The following is a 17843-nucleotide window of genomic DNA, read 5'->3' as shown; positions in this document are numbered from 1 at the left end:
TCCACGGATGTCCATCCGAGTGATGCTCGTCGACGACCAGGTGCTGCTGCGCACCGGCTTCCGCATGGTGCTCGCCGCCCAGCCGGACATGGAGGTCGTCGCGGAGGCGGGCAACGGCCTGGAGGCGCTGGAGGTGCTGCGGGCCACGGCGGTGGACGTGGTGCTGATGGACGTGCGCATGCCCAAGCTCGACGGGGTGGAGGCCACCCGGCGCATCTGTGAGCCGCAGGAGCACCCGAAGGTGATCATCCTGACCACCTTCGACCTGGACGAGTACGCGTTCTCGGGCCTGAAGGCGGGCGCGAGCGGCTTCATGCTGAAGGACGTCCCGCCGGCCGAGCTGCTGGCCGCGATCCGGTCGGTGCACAGCGGGGACGCGGTGGTGGCCCCCTCGACGACGCGGCGGCTGCTGGACCGGTTCGCGCCGATGCTGCCGACCACGACGGCGGAGCCGGAGCACAAGGAGATCGAGCGGCTGACGGACCGCGAGCGCGAGGTCATGCTGCTGGTGGCCCAGGGGCTGTCGAACGGGGAGATCGCGGCCCGGCTGGTGCTGTCCGAGGCGACGGTCAAGACGCACGTGGGCCGCATCCTGACGAAGCTGGGCCTGCGCGACCGGGTGCAGGTGGTGGTCCTGGCGTACGAGACGGGCCTGGTCCGCGCCGGCGGCGGCGCGGGATAACCCCACGGGCCCGCTGCGCGGGTGTCCGCGGTCATCCCGCCTGCCCCGCACGAGGCCGCGTCCGGCCCGCCGCCGCCCGGCCTACGCCGGAGGCGGCACCGCCGTGCGCAGGTGGCTCAGCAGCGTGGACAGGGCCTCCCACGCCGCCGGGTCGGCGCCGTCACCCAGCGGGTAGTGCAGCCCGGGCCTGCGCTGCGGCCCCACCTGCACGGGCGTCACCGCCAGCGGAGGCCTCCGCGCCCGGGTCAGCGTCGCCTCGGCCACGCCCGCCCCGCCCAGGGTGAACGACACCGGCACGGCGGGCGCGGACACCCGCGGGACCAGGCTCAGGTCGCGCCGCCCCGGCCCGACGGAGACCAGCATGCTGACCAGGCCGTGCCCGGCCGCCAGCACCTCCGCCAGCTCCGCGAGCGCGGCCGAGGGCACCTCCTCCGAGGGCCCGTACCCCAGCGACAGCGTGACGTCCTCCTCGACCCCGGCCGCCGTGCGGGTCACGCGTACGGTCGCCAGCGCGGGCCGCTCCGGCGATCCGACGGCGGTGACCAGCGTGGGCTCGGGCGCCCGGCCCCGGGCGAGGTCGGTGAGCTGGCGCGGCGACCACGGCAGGTTCACCGGCTCGGCGGTGCCCCAGCCCGCGGGCGGCCCCCCGGTCAGGGTGCGCCAGGCGGCCTCCAGCGAGCGGCCGACCAGCAGTTCCTCCTCGGCGGGGTGCTCCGTACGGAACTGCACGGTCAGCCGGCGCTCCCCCGGCGTCCCCGCCCGCCCGAAGGCGGCCGCGAGCCGGGGCCGGCCCGCCTCGTCGCGGGCCGGGGCGAAGGTGCCGTCCTGCCAGCTCAGCACCGCCCCGGACAGGCCGTCGTAGTACCCGCACTCGGGGTCCTGGACCACCCACCGGTTCGGCGCCCCGGCCAGCGCCTGCCGCAGCGGCAGGCTCATCCGGCAGTGGTCCGGGGTGACGATGTGCAGGGCCGCGCCGAACTCCGCCGTGGTGCGCAGGACGTCCGACAGCCAGGCCGTCAGCCCCAGCACCGGCCGGTCCGCGAGCACCACCGCGGTGGACTCGGTGACCACGTCCACGGTCGGCAGCGCTCCGACGGGCGCGGGCGCCGCCGAGGCCTCGGACGTCACCGGCACCACCCCGACGTGCCCCGCGCCCTCGGGCCAGACCGTCCCGCCGAGCACCTCCGCGAGGCGGCCGGCGACGGCTCCGGCCAGCGGGGCCGCCTCGGGCACGGCGGTGGAGGCGCGGGTCTCCGTCCACCAGACGGGAGTCGCCGAGGGCGTCCCGAGGAGCCGCTCCACCTCGCCGGGCACCTGGACCAGTACGGGCGCCTCCACGGAGACCAGCGGCCTGCCGCCCGACCCCAGCAGCTGGATCACGGCGCCGTCGGCGGCGGTCTGGGCGTCGAGGTCGGCGCCGCCCGCCGTCAGCGCCACCATCAGCGCGGTGGTGTCGGGCATCTTGGCGGTGAGGGCGATGACGTCCTTGGTCACGGTGTCAGGGTGCTTCCTGGCTCGGGGTGTCGGCGAGGGCGGTCTGCACGATCTGGTGCGGGCGGCCCCGGCGCACCAGCGTGCCGCGCCCGGGCGGCTGGGCGCTGGCGTACAGCTGCGGGAACAGCTGTCCCTCGGAGCGCTCGCCGTTCATGACGAGGGCGGTGGTGCCCGACTCGCGCAGGGTGGTCAGCAGCGGCTCGTACAGGGCCCGGGAGGAGCCGGCGACGCGCCGGGCGATGACGAAGTGCAGGCCGATGTCCTGCGCGGAGGGCAGGTAGGGGACGAACGCCTGGAGCGGCTGCTGCCCGGCGGTGGTGAGGATGTCGTAGTCGTCGACGAGGACCACGATGCGCGGCCCGGTGAAGCCCGGGCCGTCGCCCGGTTCGGCGTCCGGGTCGATGCCGTCCTCCGGGAGCCGCTTGTCGAGCTCCTTGGCGATCCCGGCCGACAGGGCCGCGGCGATCTTGGCGTTGTGCGCGTACCCGCCCCGGTACGGCTCGGGGACCACGCCGCGCAGCCCGCGCCGGGGGTCGTAGACGGCGAAGACCAGTTCCTCCTCGCCGTAGCGGGCGATGAGCTGGCGGGCGACGAGGGCGAGCAGGTTCGTCTTGCCGCACTCGTTGTCGCCGAGGATCAGCAGGTGCTGGTCCTGGCCGAAGAGGTCGAGGAGGACCGGGGCGAGGACGTCCTGGTCGACGCCGACGGGGACCCGGTGCGGCTCCTGGTCCACGGTGGGCAGCCGGTCGGCCGGCAGCCGCGCGGGCAGGACCCGCACGGGGGAGGCCAGTTCGCCGTGCCAGGTGGCGCGGACGGTACCGGCGGCCTCCTCCAGGGCGGCGGCCAGGTCGGTGTTCCCGGCCCGGGAGTCGATGCGCGGCAGGGCGGTCTGCGCGAAGAGCTTGCCGTCGGTGAGGACCCGGCCCGGGGTGTCGGGGGAGATCGTCTCGGACAGCTTGCGGTCGATGGCCGAGTCGGAGGGGTCGCCCAGGCGCAGCTCGACGCGGCCGCCGAACAGGGACTGGTTGGCGATCCGCACGTCGTTCCAGCGGAGCATGCCCGCGACGACGTGGATGCCGTAGCCGCCGCCCCGCTTGAGCAGGTCGGTGACGGAGTCGTCCAGCTCGGAGAACTCCTCGCGCAGCGCCCCGTACCCGTCGACGAGCAGCACGATGTCGGTGGAGGCGAGCTCGGTGAGCCGTCCCTGGGAGCGCAGCCTGCGCAACTGGTCGACGGAGTCGATGGAGTGCTCGCGGAAGAGCTCCTCGCGCTGGGCGAGCATGGCGCGCACCTCGGCGACCGTACGGGCGGCCCGTTCCCGGTCGGCGCGGCCGGCGATCCCGCCGACGTGCGGGAGCCCGGCGAGCGCGGCGAGGCCGCCGCCGGCCAGGTCGAGGCCGTAGACGGCGACTTCCTGGGGGGTGTGGGTCAGCGCCAGCGAGAGGGCGATGGTGCGCAGCAGGGTGGTCTTGCCGGACTGGGGGCCGCCGGTGACGGCGGTGTGCCCGCCGGCGACGGTCAGGTCCAGTTCCCAGGGGCCGCGCCACTGGCGGGCCGGGTCGTCGAGGACGCCGAGGGGCACCTTCAGCGGGGGGCGCCCGCCCGTGCCGAGCTGGAGTCCGCGTCCGGTGACGGAGAGGGGTCCGGCGGCGGCGTCGAGGGGGATGGCCTCGGGCAGCGGCGGCAGCCAGATGCGGCGTACGGGCGGGGCGGCGTCGGCGAGCTGGTCGACGATGACGGAGAGCACGCTGGGCCCGGTCTCGCGGGCGGTGGCGGTGGGCTTCTCCTCGGTCTCCTCGGGCTGCCCGGCGCTGTCCTGGAGGGTGTTGAAGACCGGGTAGGGCAGGGCGAGCGGTCCGCGTTCGGCGTCGTCGCGCTCGGCGGCCGGGCCCCGGTAGCGGCCGGAGACGTACCCGGCCTTGAAGCGGGTGTAGGTGGAGGTGTCCACCTTGAGGTAGCCGAAGCCGGGCAGCGGCGGCAGCTGGAAGGCGTCGGTGGTGTCGAGGACGGTGCGCGACTCGTCGGCGGAGAAGGTGCGCAGGCCGAGCCGGTAGGAGAGGTAGGTGTCCAGGCCCTTGAGCTTGCCGCCCTCGATGCGCTGGCTGGAGAGCAGCAGGTGCACACCGATGGAGCGGCCGATGCGGCCGATGGACAGGAACAGGTCGATGAAGTCGGGCTTGGCGGTGAGCAGTTCGCCGAACTCGTCGATGACGACGAACAGGTGCGGCAGCGGCTCCAGTTCGGGCTTCTCGGCGCGCAGCACCGCGTAGTGGCCGATGTCGGCGACGTTCCCGGCGTCCTTGAGGACCTGCTGGCGGCGCTTGACCTCGCCGGCGAGGCTGGTGTGGACGCGCTCGACGAGCCCGGCCTGGTTCTCCAGGTTGGTGATGACCCCGGCGACGTGCGGGAGCTTCTCGAAGGGGGCGAAGGTGGCGCCGCCCTTGTAGTCGACGAGGACCATCGCGAGGTCCTCGGGCGAGTGGGTGGCGACCAGGGCGAGGACGAGCGTACGCAGCAGCTCGCTCTTGCCGGAGCCGGTCGCGCCGACGCACAGCCCGTGCGGGCCCATGCCGAGCTGCGAGGACTCCTTGAGGTCGAGCAGCACCGGGCCGTGCCGGTCGTCGACGCCGATCGGCACGCGCAGGAAGTCCCGCTCGCCGCGCGGCGCCCACAGGCGCTTCACGTCGAGGGCGGCCGGGTCGGTGATGCCGAGCAGGCCCATGAAGTCCACCGGCCCGGAGAGGGGGGTGCCCTCGGCGACGGACTCGGCGGACAGCCGCAGCGGGGCGAGCATGCGGGCCAGGCCCTCGGCCGTGGCGGGTCCGAGGGCGTCGCTGAGGCCCTCGGCGGCGGGCGCCTGCGGGGTGCGCAGGTCGCGGACGGTGACGTGGCTGCCGTCCACGGTGATCCGTATGGTCACCTCGTCGGGCTCGTGGACCTGCTCGGCGAGCAGGTGCAGCACGGTGGTGTTCATGTCGGCCAGGCCCACCGCCGTGTCGGGGCGGGGCAGTTCGACGGCGTTGTCGCCGTACTCGTCGCTGACGACGAGGAGCCGCCCGGCCAGCGCCAGGGCGCGCCGGTCGGACAGGCCCCGGCGCACCTCGGCCGCGTACGAGGCCCTGCGGCGCAGGTCGGGTGCGAGGACCCCGGTGGCGAGCTGGGGCAGGCTGGGGGCGATCCGGCGGGCGGCGACGGGCCCGTCGTACTCCTGCTGGTCGAGGACGTGGGGCAGCCACTTGGCCCACTCCCAGTCCGCCATCCGGTCGCCGGGCACGCCGAGGGCGATGGCCACGTCGTCCGGGGCGTGCAGGACGGCGGTGTGCGTGAGCAGGGCGCGGGCGACGCGCAGGACGCCCTCGCGGTCACCGACGATGCTGACGTTGCCGGCGCGGTCGAGGGGGACGGTCAGCGGGAAGTCGCTGGCCCGGCCGAAGCGGGCCATGAGGGCGCCGGCCTCGTTGAGCATGAACCGGTCGGGCGGGGTGAGCACGCCTCCGGCCCCGGCGGCGAGGCTGAGGTCCTGCACGGCGACGGCGCCGGTGCCCAGTCGCGGGCGCAGGAAGTCGGGGTCGGTGCGGCGCCGCTCCCACAGCCGCGCGGGGTCGCGCACGAGGTCGTAGAGGGCCTCCGGCGGCGGGTTGAGGCGGCGGGCCTCGTCGCGCAGCGCCTTCTCGCGCGCGCCGAGTTCCTCGCGCTGCTCCTCCAGGTACTCCAGGTAGCGCTCGCGCTGGGCGCGGCGGGTGCGCTGGGCCTTGCCGCGCTGCGACCAGAACATGGCGACGGCGCCGAGCAGGGCGAAGACCAGCACGATCGCCCCGACGGCGGCGAACTGGCTGTTGCGGATGACGGTCATCATCACGACCGAGCCCATCACGCCGGCCATCGGCAGCAGCGCGGTGGCGGGGCTGCCGATCTTGCCCTCGGGCAGGTTGGGCGGGGCCTCGACGGCGTGGGGCTGTGCGGGGGCGGGGGGCAGGGTGCCCCGGGCCGGCCGGTGGATCAGCTGCTGGGTCACCGGGCAGCACCGGCCGCCGGGAGGGCCACGGCCCGCTGGAGCACGTCGGCGGCGAGCCGCATGGCCGCCTCCCGGGTCCGGACGCCGAGGAGTTCGGTGCGGACGGCGCCGCCGGAGGCGAGGTGGCGGTCGTAGGGCAGTACGACGACCCCCGCGCCCGTCGCGCGCAGCTTCTCGACGGCCTTGCCGAGGTCGACGGCGGGGTGCGGGGACTGGACGGTGAGCACGACGACGGTGCGCGGCAGCACGGGCACCGGCAGGGAGGCCAGCCAGTCGAGGACGGCGAGGGTGGAGACGAGGCCCTCGGCGGTGGCGGGGGCGGTGAGCACGCGGGCGTGCGCGGTGTCGAGCGCGGTACGGGCCACGTCGCCCGGGAGGGTCTCGCAGTCGGCGACGGTGACCCCGAAGTAGCGGCGCAGCGCGACCATCACGGTCCGGTAGGTGGCGACGTCGACCTGGGCGCCGATGCGGCCCTGGCTGCCGGGCAGCAGCCAGCCGCCGTCGGCGAGCGGGACGAGGTAGCCGGTGATGTCGGTGAGCTGCATGGAGGGGCGGACGATCTGCGCGACGTCCGCGCAGGTCCAGCGAAGGGACTGGACGCCGAGCCGGACCGGCAGGGTGCCGAGGGCGGCGTCCGCCTCCAGGGTGAGCACCGGGTCGTGGCGGAAGTGGTTGTAGGTGCGGCTGAGGAGGGCGGTGACGGTGGTCTTGCCGGAGCCGCCGCGGATGCTGGTGACGACGATGTGGCGGCCGGTGGTGACGGGCTGCTGCACCTGCGTGGCGAGTTCCGTCTCGGCAGCGACGGCCTTGGCGACGGAGGAGCCGAGCGCTCCGCGCAGGGTGCGCAGGGTGCGGCGCACCAGCGGGTCGCCGTGGCGGGGGCGGCCGGCGGGGGCGTCGGAGCCGGGGACCGGGACGGTCTCGGGCGCCCGGGCCTGGGGCGCCTGCGGGGTGTACTGCTGGGCGTACGGCTGCTGCGGGGGTACGGGGGCCGCCTGCTGCGGGAGGGGGGCGTGCGGCTGCACCGGCAGGGCGCCCTGCGGTGCGGCGGCGGGAGCGCCCGCGCTCGCGGCGTGGCCCGTCAGGTCGCCCAGGACGCCGGCCTGCCAGTCGCCCTGGGCGTTCGCGGGGGCGTTCCCGGGGGCGTGTCCGGGGGCGTGTCCGTATCCGTTCCCGGGCCCGTGTCCGTCACGCCGGTTCATGCTCATGTCTGACATGTCTGAGTCGCAACCCTTACGCGAAGGTGCCGAGCAGCCGCCCGTACACGCCGAACACCCCGATGAGCAGCGGGAACAGCACGATGACGCCGATGGACTCGGCGGTGTCCCCGAGCCGCCGCAGCCGGACCCGTACGTGCTCGGGCGGCTGGACGGCGAGGACCCCGAACGCCACCAGGGCCAGCGCCAGCAGCACCGCCAGCGGCCCCGCGGCACCAGAGCGCCCGGCCCACACCAGCAGCGCCGCCACCGTGACGGCCGCCCCGGCCAGCAGCAGCGCCACCACCTCCGCGACGAGCGGGAACGCCCGCGCGCGCAGCCACAGCACGACGGCGACCGCCGAGGCGAGGGACACCGTCCAGACGTCGGGTTCCCGCAGCGCGAGCACCCCGGCCGCACCCGCCGACACGGCGGTGGCGAGGGTGGCCAGCGCCATGCCCCGGTGGGTGGCGCCGAGGGCGGTGGCGACCTTGTACCGGCTGACCGAAACCCCGCGCGCCCGCTGGTCGTCGAGCCCGGTCAGCCCGGCCGCCGCCAGCGCGAGCCGCGGCAGCAGCCCGAGCAGGATCACCGAGACCACGGCGAGCACGGCCCCGGTCCGGGCCCCCGCCTGGCCCTGCGCCAGGGCGGTCGCCTCCCACACCCCGGTCAGCGCGACCACGGCGGCGGCGCCCACGAACCCGCCCCGCCCGAGCGGCGTGAACCACCCCAGCAGCGCGAGCCCGACGGCCAGCGCGCCCGCCACGGCGGCGAGCCGGCCCATGGCACCCCAGTGCTGCGCGTCGCCCAGGGTCCACGCCCCGAGCACCCCGACGGCGGCGGCACACGCCAGCAGCGCCGCCGCCAGCCCCGACCGCTTCAGCCGCCCGGCCAGCGCCCCGACGACCCCGGCGACTGCGGCCGCCGCGAGCAGCACGCCCGCCACGGCACCCGGCGCGAACTCCCGCCGGGCGAACCATCCCGCCACCAGCGCCCACAGGACCATCCCGGCCCCGGCGGTGACCCGCCGCGCGGACGGCCGCCAGCGCCAGGCGCGTACGTCCAGGTCCTCGGCGGCCTCGTCCGTGACGTCGTGCACCACGGGCGCGGACGGCACGTCCTGCACCCGCACGAGCCGCAGCACGGCCCCGTCGGCGACACCGGCGTCCTCGAGCGAGACGCCGTGCTCGATCACCGACCCGTCGGCCGTCACGAGGTGACGCAGCATCGGCTGCGCGGCCACCCGGTCGTCCAGCATCCGTATGACGTCGGGCAAGAGCCGCCCGACGGGCTCCTGGGAGGGCAGTACGAGATCCATCCGCCGCCGCTCACCCACCAAGGTGACCCGGCTCAATGCCGTACCGCTCACTGCCCCCATGCTCACCACGCGCTCGAACCTATCACCGAGTACTGACCTGCCCGGGCGTCCCCATCTTGCCGATGAGGCGGTGGGAGATGAACGACCAGCCGACGCAGCCGGCGCAGAGCACCGCCGCGATCACCAGCCCGGCGACGGCCTTCCCGATCCGCTCGTCGGCCACCCGCCGCCCGCGCTGCGCCCCGAACAGCACGGCGTCGCGCATCCGGCGCCGCCGTACCGCGACGGACTCCAGCAACTGGCTGTCGTAATCCTCAGCCGCCACCCCGGCCTCCCTTCACCCTGTCGCCCCGCACGCTAGTACGCCCCCTCACGACGCCGAAACCGGCGGTGCCGGTTCCGCCATGCTCCTGCCAGGTCCGATCACCCGGCCGTGGCGGCGGACACGATCCGCCCGAGCCGCCGGGCGGCCTCCAGAGGGCCGACCTCCGGCAGGCCGGCCGCCGCGGCCTCCGCCGGCTCCCAGCACAGACCGGGCCCGAACACCTCGTCGGCCCGTACGTCCCCGGACTGCCGCCGCCGGAACAACGGCCCCACGCCGGCCTCCCCACCGAAGTACGTGATCCGCCCCTCGCCCTCCAGCGCGTCGAGCACGGCGTCGTCGAGCACGCCGACGGGCCGGCTGCCGAGGTAGCCGTCCAGCTTGCCGGGCCGCATCATCACGCCGACGAGGTCGATGAAGACGCCCGAGCAGTCACGGCTGAAGGACCCGCCGCGCTCGTAGAACAGCACGAGCGGCTCGTACGGGTCCGGCAGGCCGGCCACCGCGTCCGGCGTCCGCTCCCGGAGCCCGGCCAGCCGCACGGCCCCGGCACAGGTCTTCCGGAGCTCCTCCCAGAAGACCGTGCGCTGGAGCTCCTCCAGTTCGGCCGCCTGCGCGGGCGGCAGCTCGAACCCGGGGTCCAGGTACGCGGTGACGTCGTAGAACGGCCACGCCTCCTCGCCCCCGCAGGCCTTCGCCCACACGGCGGCGCGGCGCAGGTACTCCCACATCAGCACCCGCCGGGACTGGTTGCGGTCGAAGGCCAGGTCCCACCGCATGTCCCAGTCCACGCCCCGCAGCCGCGCCAGCACCAACGACGCCGTCACCCTCAGCCCCTCCCCGACAACTCCGCGAGCGCGTCCAGCGACGGCGCCCCGTGCACGACCGCTCCGACGGACGACGCGTCCCCGGTCCCGGAGGTCCTGGGCCAGCCAGGGATCGGCGTAGACGCCCATCCCGAGCACCACCACACCCTCGCCCCACACATGGACCCGCACGACGAACAGCTTCTCCGCCCGCCGCCACACCCCGGCCTCCGCCCACTCCCCGGGCAACACGAGGCTGACCGTCAGCTGCCGACCGGGCAACAGGCGCACAGCAGCGGCCTGCTCGCCCACGACAGCGACGGGTACGTCACGCCGCTCGAACAGCGGGTGCGCCATGGCCGACCGGTCACAGAGCACCACCGAGCCCGTTGCGCCGCCGGTGACCAGCCCGAGGGAAGCCAGGACGTCCCTGACCTCCCCCGCCAACGCGACCGCCCGCGAAGCCCCGCTCACGGCGGCGTCGAACACGGGGGGAAGGCTCCCAGAACCACTCCCCGACCGCCTCGGTCGTGATCACGGGCCCTCCACATCGGCGCAGCCGCCGACCTGGGGCATCGGCTGCTGGGGGGCGCCATCGAACAGATAGTCGTACATATCCCGAAGGTACGCATGGAGAGTCTCACGGTCAGGGAACTCGATATCAGTCAGCCTCTCGCATTCATCCGGCCCGAACGAGTCATCCGCAATGATCTCCGCAAATCCTTTGCGAATGGATTCAACTTAGGCATCACTAAAAACCACGAGAGTCGGCCTTAGATATCCAGTCGTGTCATATCCCATCTCAAGGCTCAGGTACGTCCTGAGGAAACCCTTGAAACGATCGTCCATTGAAGCTCTCCCCCATGGCCTCCCGAGGAGGAGGCGGACAGCACGAGCCCGCGTTCAGGCCGCGAGCAGCGCCTTGGCACGGAGGAAGGTGTCGTCATCGTCCAGCTCCACGGACTCCGCCTCGATATCGGCCACGATCCGCCGTAGGACCTTGGCCCACTCGCTGACGAACACCGGGGTGGGGACTACCATCTCGCCCCGCTCCGTGAGGAGCGACTCATAGTTTCCGAGCGTGCTGTGCCAGCGCGCCTGAATCCTCAGCGAGTCGCCCTCACGGACCATCTTCCATTCAGCCGAGAACGTGTCGGAGCCCCAAAAGACCTCAGTCTCCGAGAAATCCGAGCGTTGAACTTCCTCCAGCAGGGGAACCAGATCGTCGACAAGGGCGGCGAGGTCGTAGCCGTACGGAAGCCGGATCGGTACCAGATTCCAGACGAGGATGGCGTCCTCCGCCTCGGAGGAATACAGTTCACCGACCGCCTCGGCCATGTCGGCAGCGGATGCACACCGCCGAACCGCCGGACAGCCTGCCTGCATCGAGAAACTCATCACCCTCCGCCTATCCCATAGCGGGCAAGATCTCGCACGTACCAGTCACGAGGCAAGTTCACCGCAGAACCGTCTCCGTGAGGAGCCCGTTCGCCAGGTCCGCACCGGACAGGTCGACCAGGGACAGGTCGAGCCCCGCGCCCCGGCTACATCAGGTCGGTGAGATCAGGGCCTCGACCATCGACGAGTTCCGCCTCCGCAAGCCCGTAAGCCGTCGCCATGCCGAAGTAGGTCGGCTCCCCAAGCTCCGCCTCGACACCCAGCAGCTCGTCGAGCTCCCGCAGTGCCGCAGCGAGGCGCGGTGCGTTACGGGAGTGCACGGCCGGATGCGGATTGCCTCGGAAGTCACAGGTTGCCCACACGTCGTGGTGGACGGACAGCGTTGCCGAAGGGCCAATGGAGTCCGGCGAGACCAGGAGCTCGACCAGCCGCCCCTCCTGGCGTGGGGTCCCCTCCCCATCGAACCACGTACCCGATCCGACAACCGCGAAGCCCGTCATCTCCGCGCCCGGGTGGCCCACCGGCCGACAGGCGCGGATCTCATCGGCGAGCTTCTCGTCGGTCAGGGACCTGCTGACGAGGCTCAGCCCGCTGTCGATGCCCAGCCCGCCCTTGCCTACCTCGAACCAGCTCCATTCGAGGGCTTGCGGCACGAGCAGTCCGTGCGCGGACAGCACCGCGGACATCGCCGCTGCCGTCGCGAGCGCCGGCTCCAGCCCGGGCTCCGCCACGTCGTCCAGATCCCAGAACCACGAGCCGCTCTCCCTCGGAGCGCGCATCAGAAGCGACATCGAATTTCCCTACGGCTTGGTGGCGTTGGTCGGATAGATGGTGATGGAGCCGTCGTTGAAGCGTAGCTCGAACGAGGCATTGGTACGGTCCGCCGCCCTTTGCACCGTACTCAGGTCCCGTTCCGTCAATGCACCCTTCAGGTCGTGTACGTCGAGGATCGCCGCCTTCACGCCCACGCCGTCGCCCCGCAGCTGCTTGTCTACGATTCCCTTGACCGCCGACTTGATGCCCTTGACGCTCTGGACGTCCTTGAGCTGAGCGCCGTACTCGATGCGGCCGTCGACCCGGGTGAGGACGTCGAGGTCCAGACCCCGCTCGGGCAGTTTCAGCTCGAATTCGATGTGACCGATGTTCCTGGCCTGGAGCTCCGCCGCGTGCTCCAGCGCCTGGTGGACCGCGGGCATCATTCCCGGCTGCTTGACCTGAGAAATCAGTTCCCCGTACTTGGGAATGTCGGAGAACTTGCCGCTGGCGATGTACTTGGCGACGGCCTCTCCGTACTCGGACTTCTTCAGTTGGGTGAGCATGCGCGCCTGATCGCCCGGCTGCACCTTCGACTTCGTGAGGGAGTCCGTGACGGCGGACTCCTGCTCCGGAGTCATCTTCCCCGAGGGCTGCTGCGTGATCCTGTCGCCCTCCAGGCGGACCGGCTCGTTGTCAGGGCTGGGGCCGTCATGACCACCGCCCGGGCCGTCGTGTCCACCGCCACCGCCGCCTCCCGGGCCGTCGCCCTGGTGCGGGACGGTCGGGCCGTCGCCGTGGCCGCCGCCGCCCGTGGAGGGGCCGTCGCCGTGGCCGCCGCCCGTGGACGGGGTGTCCGTGTGGCCGCCGCCCGTCGGGGTGGTGTCGGTGCCGCCGTGGCCCGTGCCGCCGGTGCCTCCGGGTTCGGTGTGGCTGTTGTGCGGCATGTTGTCGGCCGTGCCGCCCGGGGTGTGGGTCGCCGTGCCGCCCGGGGTGTGGGTGGCCGTGCCGGCCGGGGTGTGGGAGGTGACGTCCGCCGTGTGGGCGCCGACGCCGACCGGGACTTCCTGGCGCACCGGGACCTCGGCCAGGGGGTGGTCGGGGCCCTTGGGGACCGAGGTGAGGTCCTGCTTCGGGAGGCCCTTGTGGTCCAGGAGCTGGTTGGTGACCTTGTCGAAGTACTGGGGGCGGCCGAGCGCGTCGTCGGTGAGCTGGACCGTGTCGTCCGGGTGCGGGAACGTGATCCCGGGGGTGTCGGCCTTGGGGAGGTCCTTCCACACCACGTCATCGATCTTCGGGAACGCGCCGTCGACCTTGCCCAGGTTCGCGAACAGGTCACCGATCTTCAGCTTCGCCAGCGAGCCGGCCTTGCCGATGTAGGTGATCGGGTCGATGATCTTGCCGGCCTTGCCCGCCACCGACAGGACCTTCGCAATACCGCCCGTCTTCGCCGCCGTGCCGGCGCCGCCGGTGAACACGGTGGTCAGGACGTTGAAGGTGACCGCGCCCGCCGCGCGGGCGGGATTCTTGCCCCACTCGTCCCACGCCACCAGCGCCTTGCCGGTCTCCTTCACCGCCTTACGCGAATCCCGGAACCACGGCGGCAGGTCCTTGTCCTTCGCCATCCAGAACGCCGTCCCCACACCCGGGACCGTGGTGATCGCCAGACCGGTGGCCAGCTTGGCCAGACCCGTCCAGGCCTGCCCGGCCGCGTCCCAGCCGTCGACACCCACCAGCGTGCCCAGGCCCCGGATGGTGCCCCAGATCCCGTCGACGATGATGCCGTCCCACACGAACGACTTGACCCAGTACCCGACCTCCCACGCCCGGTGGGTCTCCTCCAGCTGCGAACCCCACGGCAGGTCCTGGACCTTGTTCAGGTCCTCGGCCTTGTACCCGTACATGTTCGCGCCGTTGGAACCGTCGTTCACCGTCAAAGGCGGCGCACAGTACAACGCACGGATCTTGTTCGCACAGGTCCGCTCGGCCGCCCAGAAGGCCTCGGCCGCCGCGTTGACGTCGTGGATCAGATCGTTGTTCTCATCGATCTTGTCCCCGTCGTCCTTCCAGTGCTCATCCCCGGCGATCTTGTTCGAGAACGTGGTCGCCTTCGCCTGGAGCTCCTTCAGCCGCGCCACGATCGGGCGGGCCTCGGTGACGTACTCGCCCAGCGCCTTCGCCGCCGACTCCAGCTGGTCGGCGAAGAAGTCACTGTCCGTCTTGACCGGCTTCGTCGTCGCGAACAGCTTCGCGGCCTCCGGAGCCGAGTAGAACGCCGACAGGCCCTGGAACTCCGCGTCCACGTTCGCACCCGCGTCACGGAACGTCCCCGCGGCCGTCGTGATGGCCGCATGGTCCTGCTCCAACGCGTCCAGGTCACCCGTGAACTGCGGGATCGTGCACGGATTGATCGGTACGTGGTCGGTCACTTCTGACCCGCCCCGGGAAGGTCGACCTTCGGTTCCTTCAGCGCCTCGTTCTGGGCGTTCTGGGCCTGCTCGATGTTGCCCTGCACGTATGCCGTCGTGGCCTTCACGGCACCGTTGATCGAGGCCTCCGTACGGGCCCCGATGTAGCCGAGACGGTACTCGTGGGACTTCATGAGCTCACCCAGCGCGCCGGCGATCGGGCCCATGCCGCCGCCCTCACCGCCGGTGCCGCCGCCCGGAGTGACGGTGCCCGCGTGCTTCGCGGCCTCCGGCAGCTCCGTCTGGAGCGACTTGCCCGCCTTCTGGAAGCCCTCGGCGGCGGTGATCGTCTTGTTGATGACGCCCTGCACACCGGACGGTTTGATGTCCCAGTTCATGCCCTACCCCCGTGTCCCTCGTGTCCGTCCCGGCCGGCGTCAGCCGATGGCGTCGACCGCCGCCTTGGCCTTCTGCAGCGTGGCGTGCGCGGTCGCGTCGTTCTGCTCCAGCGTGCTGCGGACGAGGCGGATGATGTCGCGCACCTCGTTCGCCGCCTTGTGCCAGCGGGCTTCCTTGCCGTGGTACTCGTCCGAGACGCCGTCGGCGGTGAACTCGGCCATGGCCGCCTTCACCGCGGCCTCACGGTCGCCGAGCACCCGCTCCAGCTGGCCGATGATGCCGCCGAGTCCGCCCTGGACCTCGACGGAGGCCCCGATGTCGTACGAGGTGCGGTCCTGGTTCTGTCCCATGTCCTTCAGTCCCCCGGTGTCAGCGCGCGCCGAAGCGGGCGGCGTCGAAGTTGGCGGAGCCCATGTTCTGGTGGGCGTTGTCGCCCTGCTCCTGGGCACCGGTGTTGAACGAGGTGTCCATCCCGGCCTGACCGCCGAGGATGGCGCGCAGCGATCCGTTCAGCTCGGCGGTGATCGCGTCGGAGCGCCGCTTGAAGGAGTCGAAAGCGGTCCGGCCGACGCCGTTGAACTTGCCCTCCAGCGGGTCCGCCGCGGCGATCAGCAGCTTGATCAGCGTGCCGAGGTCGTCGCTGGAGCCGCTCGTGGCCTTGCCCAGCTCGGACAGCGTCGTGCTGCCCATGTCGAACTTCATTCACCCACCCCTGACGTGTTGTGCCGTCACTTGCGTTCCTGGCTGTCTACCTGTCTACCGAAGGGACGTTGCGAACACAAACACGGTTTCATCCCGCCTGGACGTCTGGCCGAAAATCGCCCCCGGCTGGTTCCCGTGCCCCCAGCACCTCCCGTACGTACGCGTCGCCAGAGTCCCACAGCCGGGCGGCCAGCGCCCTGCCGGCCGGGACCCGGCAGCGGGACACGGGGCCCGCGGCGTGCCGGAGGGCGCGGCCGGAGGGGGCGTTGCCGAGCAGCGGTGTGAGCAGTTCCACGGCGAGTTCCTCGTCTACCTGGGTCACCGCGCCCGCCAGGTCCACGAGTTGCGTCTCCACGTCGAAGTGGAAGCGCTCGCCGGCCCGCATCCGGGCGAGGCCCCGTTCGACGACGGTACGGATCCCGGGCAGGCAGTCCCGTACGGCCCGTGCGTCGAGGCAGTCGCCCAGCCGGTCGTCGAAGCCCTCGCGGTCGGCGAGGGCGACCAGGGCGCGGAGGGTCGCGGTGCGCAGCTCCGAGGTGCCCTTCTCACCGGCCAACTCGTCGCTGCCGGTGGCCGCTTCGCACAGGAGGCCGTAGCTGCGGTCCGCCGAGAACCAGCGGTCGGTGGACCAGCCGTACCAGGGGGTCGCGCGGGGGTCGGTGCCGGCGGCCCGGACGACCGCCTCGAACCCGGCGGGCTCCGCCCAGGACACCAGGGCGACCAGGGCCATGAGGCGTTCGCCGGCGGCCGCGCCGGGGTCGGCCAGCAGGGCGGTGAGGCCGGGGACGCGGTCGCGGTGGGCGGGGTCGTCGTAGCCGCCGTAGATCACGTCGTAGGGGTCGGCGGGGGCGCCGTCGAAACCGGTCCCCAGCAGGCGCTCGTAGGCCGTCGTCATGTCAGGTCATCCATCGGTCGGGGCGGGCCGCCGCGCGGGAGGTGCGGGAGCGGACCGCCTGGTCGTGCAGCAGGCCGGAGGCCTCGTCGGCAGCGCGCAGCCGGGCCGTGACAGTCTTGTCCGCGCCGGTGTCCACGTGCAGGTCGGCCACCCCCCGGGCGCGCTCCCACGGGCCCTGTGAGCGGCGCACGCTCTGTACCTTCGCATGCGGAACGATCTCCGTACGCCGGCACAGGCGCCCGCGCCGGGCGGCGAAGACCTCGTCCGAGACGGCCAGGCCGTACCCCTTCCACCACACCGGCACCACCCAGCGCGCGCCGGTCCGCGGGGACGGGCTGAAGACCAGGCCGGCCGGGTCCGCGCCCGGCAGCACGCGGGCGATCAGGGCGTGGGCGGCGGCCCGGGTGGCCACCGGGACCAGCAGCTCGTTCCTGGAGCCGGCGACGGCCAGTTCCACCCGGACCCAGCCGAGCCGCCGCCACAGCAGCGGCTCCACGATCCGCACGGTCTGCACGCGGCCCGGCGGGACGGTCTCGTGGACCCGGTCCAGCAGCCCGTGGTCCAGGCGGAGCCCGTCGGGGGACTCCGCGACGGTCCAGTCGTACCCGGCGAGGAAACGGCCCAGGCTGGCGGTCCAGGCCGCGCCGAGCAGCGGCAGCAGGATGGCCGCGGCCGCCCAGGGGCTGCCGCTGAACCACCACACGGCCACCGGGGCGGTGAGCCCGCCGGCGAGCGCCGCCCACACGTCGAGGCTGAGCAGCAGGGAGGCCACCAGGTCCCGCACGGGCACCCGCAGCAGCTCCCGCGCCGGGGCCTGGCCGACGGCGACGGCCTCGGCGGGCGCGAAGCCGGCCGCCCGGGCGAGCAGCTCGGCGCGCAGGGCGACGGCGTGGCGTTCGTCGAGGAAGGCGAGCTCGTCCTTCTCCTCGGTGCCGATGACGTCGAGCCGGAGCTTGGCGACCCCCGCGACGCGGGCCGGCAGGGGGCGGGTGACGTCGACGGCCTGGATGCGGTCGAGGCGGATGTGGGCGGTGCGGCGGAAGAGCAGTCCGGTGCGGATGCGGAGCTCGGTGTCGGTGACGGCGTAGTGGGTGAACCACCAGCTGAGGAAGCCGTACGTGCCGAAGACGAGGACCAGTGCGGCGACGGTGAGCAGCCGCAGGGCCGGGGTGAGGCCGGTGATCCACTCCTGGACGCGGTCGCCCTGCTGGAGGACGACGCCGGCGGTGGCGGCGATGGGGACCCAGGCGCGGCGCAGGGGGGTCAGGACGTGCAGCCGGCGCTCGCCGGTCCCCGGCGGGGCCTGCGGGGGCGGCGTACCGGCCCCGGTGTCGGGGGGCGGCGGGGCGTCGCCGGGGCGGGGGGCCGGCGGAGCGGGGGCGGCGGGGGGCCGCTGCGCGGAGCGGTCCCCTCCCCGCCCTTCCACCGTTCCGGGGGGGGGGCGCCCCGCCCCCC

The 17843-nt window shown here is 73.2% G+C and carries 15 protein-coding genes; 1 reads left to right on the top strand and 14 read right to left on the bottom strand.

The window, feature by feature from the left end; genetic code table 11:
- The first annotated feature begins 7 nt into the window (after positions 1 to 7).
- Positions 8 to 682, top strand: coding sequence for a response regulator transcription factor (locus tag AB0D45_RS29840; RefSeq protein WP_362464734.1), 675 nt, complete (start codon positions 8 to 10; stop codon positions 680 to 682).
- 81 nt (positions 683 to 763) lie between these two features.
- Here the strand turns inward: AB0D45_RS29840 and AB0D45_RS29835 are convergent, their stop codons facing one another.
- The 14 genes from AB0D45_RS29835 to AB0D45_RS29770 form a co-directional block, all read right to left on the bottom strand.
- Complete coding sequence (locus tag AB0D45_RS29835; RefSeq protein ID WP_362464732.1) at positions 764 to 2176, bottom strand: DUF6177 family protein; 1413 nt, start codon at positions 2174 to 2176, stop codon at positions 764 to 766.
- A gap of 4 nt (positions 2177 to 2180) precedes the next feature.
- Entirely contained in the window at positions 2181 to 6191 is a 4011-nt protein-coding gene (gene eccCa / locus AB0D45_RS29830) for a type VII secretion protein EccCa (protein ID WP_362464730.1), read from the bottom strand.
- Positions 6188 to 7408, bottom strand: coding sequence for a hypothetical protein (locus AB0D45_RS29825; RefSeq protein WP_362464727.1), 1221 nt, complete (start codon positions 7406 to 7408; stop codon positions 6188 to 6190). Before AB0D45_RS29825 ends, eccCa begins: the two co-directional genes overlap by 4 nt.
- A 16-nt stretch (positions 7409 to 7424) precedes the next feature.
- Positions 7425 to 8765, bottom strand: a complete 1341-nt coding sequence (eccD, locus tag AB0D45_RS29820) for a type VII secretion integral membrane protein EccD (RefSeq protein ID WP_361600404.1) — start codon at positions 8763 to 8765, stop codon at positions 7425 to 7427.
- A 22-nt stretch (positions 8766 to 8787) separates the two neighbouring features.
- Positions 8788 to 8970 carry a hypothetical protein gene (locus AB0D45_RS29815; protein WP_361600407.1) on the bottom strand — a complete coding sequence of 61 codons (183 nt, stop codon included), beginning with the start codon at positions 8968 to 8970 and terminating at the stop codon, positions 8788 to 8790.
- A gap of 158 nt (positions 8971 to 9128) precedes the next feature.
- A complete protein-coding gene (locus AB0D45_RS29810; protein ID WP_362464724.1) occupies positions 9129 to 10322 on the bottom strand; it encodes a hypothetical protein in 1194 nt (397 codons plus the stop codon).
- A gap of 414 nt (positions 10323 to 10736) precedes the next feature.
- Positions 10737 to 11171, bottom strand: coding sequence for a hypothetical protein (locus tag AB0D45_RS29805; RefSeq protein WP_362464722.1), 435 nt, complete (start codon positions 11169 to 11171; stop codon positions 10737 to 10739).
- 206 nt (positions 11172 to 11377) lie between these two features.
- Positions 11378 to 12022, bottom strand: coding sequence for a hypothetical protein (locus tag AB0D45_RS29800; RefSeq protein ID WP_362464719.1), 645 nt, complete (start codon positions 12020 to 12022; stop codon positions 11378 to 11380).
- A 9-nt stretch (positions 12023 to 12031) separates the two neighbouring features.
- Positions 12032 to 14413, bottom strand: a complete 2382-nt coding sequence (locus AB0D45_RS29795; protein WP_362464716.1) for a hypothetical protein — start codon at positions 14411 to 14413, stop codon at positions 12032 to 12034.
- On the bottom strand, positions 14410 to 14790 hold the full coding sequence (locus AB0D45_RS29790) for a DUF6507 family protein (RefSeq protein WP_361600350.1): 381 nt from the start codon (positions 14788 to 14790) through the stop codon (positions 14410 to 14412). The genes AB0D45_RS29795 and AB0D45_RS29790 overlap by 4 nt, the downstream gene beginning before the upstream one ends.
- A 39-nt stretch (positions 14791 to 14829) precedes the next feature.
- Positions 14830 to 15141, bottom strand: a complete 312-nt coding sequence (locus AB0D45_RS29785; protein ID WP_361600353.1) for a pore-forming ESAT-6 family protein — start codon at positions 15139 to 15141, stop codon at positions 14830 to 14832.
- A 19-nt stretch (positions 15142 to 15160) separates the two neighbouring features.
- A complete protein-coding gene (locus AB0D45_RS29780) occupies positions 15161 to 15493 on the bottom strand; it encodes a hypothetical protein (protein WP_361600356.1) in 333 nt (110 codons plus the stop codon).
- Between the two features lie 88 nt (positions 15494 to 15581).
- Positions 15582 to 16388: a hypothetical protein gene (locus AB0D45_RS29775; RefSeq protein ID WP_362464712.1), complete on the bottom strand. Its 807-nt coding sequence runs from the start codon at positions 16386 to 16388 to the stop codon at positions 15582 to 15584.
- 1 nt (position 16389) lies between these two features.
- Positions 16390 to 17664 carry a PH domain-containing protein gene (locus tag AB0D45_RS29770; protein ID WP_362464756.1) on the bottom strand — a complete coding sequence of 425 codons (1275 nt, stop codon included), beginning with the start codon at positions 17662 to 17664 and terminating at the stop codon, positions 16390 to 16392.
- Between the last annotated feature and the right edge of the window lie 179 nt (positions 17665 to 17843).

Origin of the sequence: Streptomyces sp. NPDC048352, assembly GCF_040651895.1 — a bacterium.
GTDB lineage: Bacteria > Actinomycetota > Actinomycetes > Streptomycetales > Streptomycetaceae > Streptomyces.
The sequence above is the reverse complement of the archived record's forward strand: the minus strand, read 5'-3'. Positions and strand labels throughout refer to the sequence as shown.

Bases quoted from the DNA above. Each gene is read 5' to 3' on its own strand.
- AB0D45_RS29840 (WP_362464734.1), top strand. From the start codon at position 8: ATGTCCATCCGAGTGATGCTCGTCGACGACCAGGTGCTGCTGCGCACC.
- AB0D45_RS29825 (WP_362464727.1), bottom strand. From the start codon at position 7,408: ATGTCAGACATGAGCATGAACCGGCGTGACGGACACGGGCCCGGGAAC.
- eccD (WP_361600404.1), bottom strand. From the start codon at position 8,765: ATGGGGGCAGTGAGCGGTACGGCATTGAGCCGGGTCACCTTGGTGGGT.
- AB0D45_RS29815 (WP_361600407.1), bottom strand. From the start codon at position 8,970: ATGCGCGACGCCGTGCTGTTCGGGGCGCAGCGCGGGCGGCGGGTGGCC.
- AB0D45_RS29805 (WP_362464722.1), bottom strand. From the start codon at position 11,171: ATGGCCGAGGCGGTCGGTGAACTGTATTCCTCCGAGGCGGAGGACGCC.
- AB0D45_RS29800 (WP_362464719.1), bottom strand. From the start codon at position 12,022: ATGTCGCTTCTGATGCGCGCTCCGAGGGAGAGCGGCTCGTGGTTCTGG.
- AB0D45_RS29790 (WP_361600350.1), bottom strand. From the start codon at position 14,790: ATGAACTGGGACATCAAACCGTCCGGTGTGCAGGGCGTCATCAACAAG.
- AB0D45_RS29785 (WP_361600353.1), bottom strand. From the start codon at position 15,141: ATGGGACAGAACCAGGACCGCACCTCGTACGACATCGGGGCCTCCGTC.
- AB0D45_RS29780 (WP_361600356.1), bottom strand. From the start codon at position 15,493: ATGAAGTTCGACATGGGCAGCACGACGCTGTCCGAGCTGGGCAAGGCC.
- AB0D45_RS29775 (WP_362464712.1), bottom strand. From the start codon at position 16,388: ATGACGACGGCCTACGAGCGCCTGCTGGGGACCGGTTTCGACGGCGCC.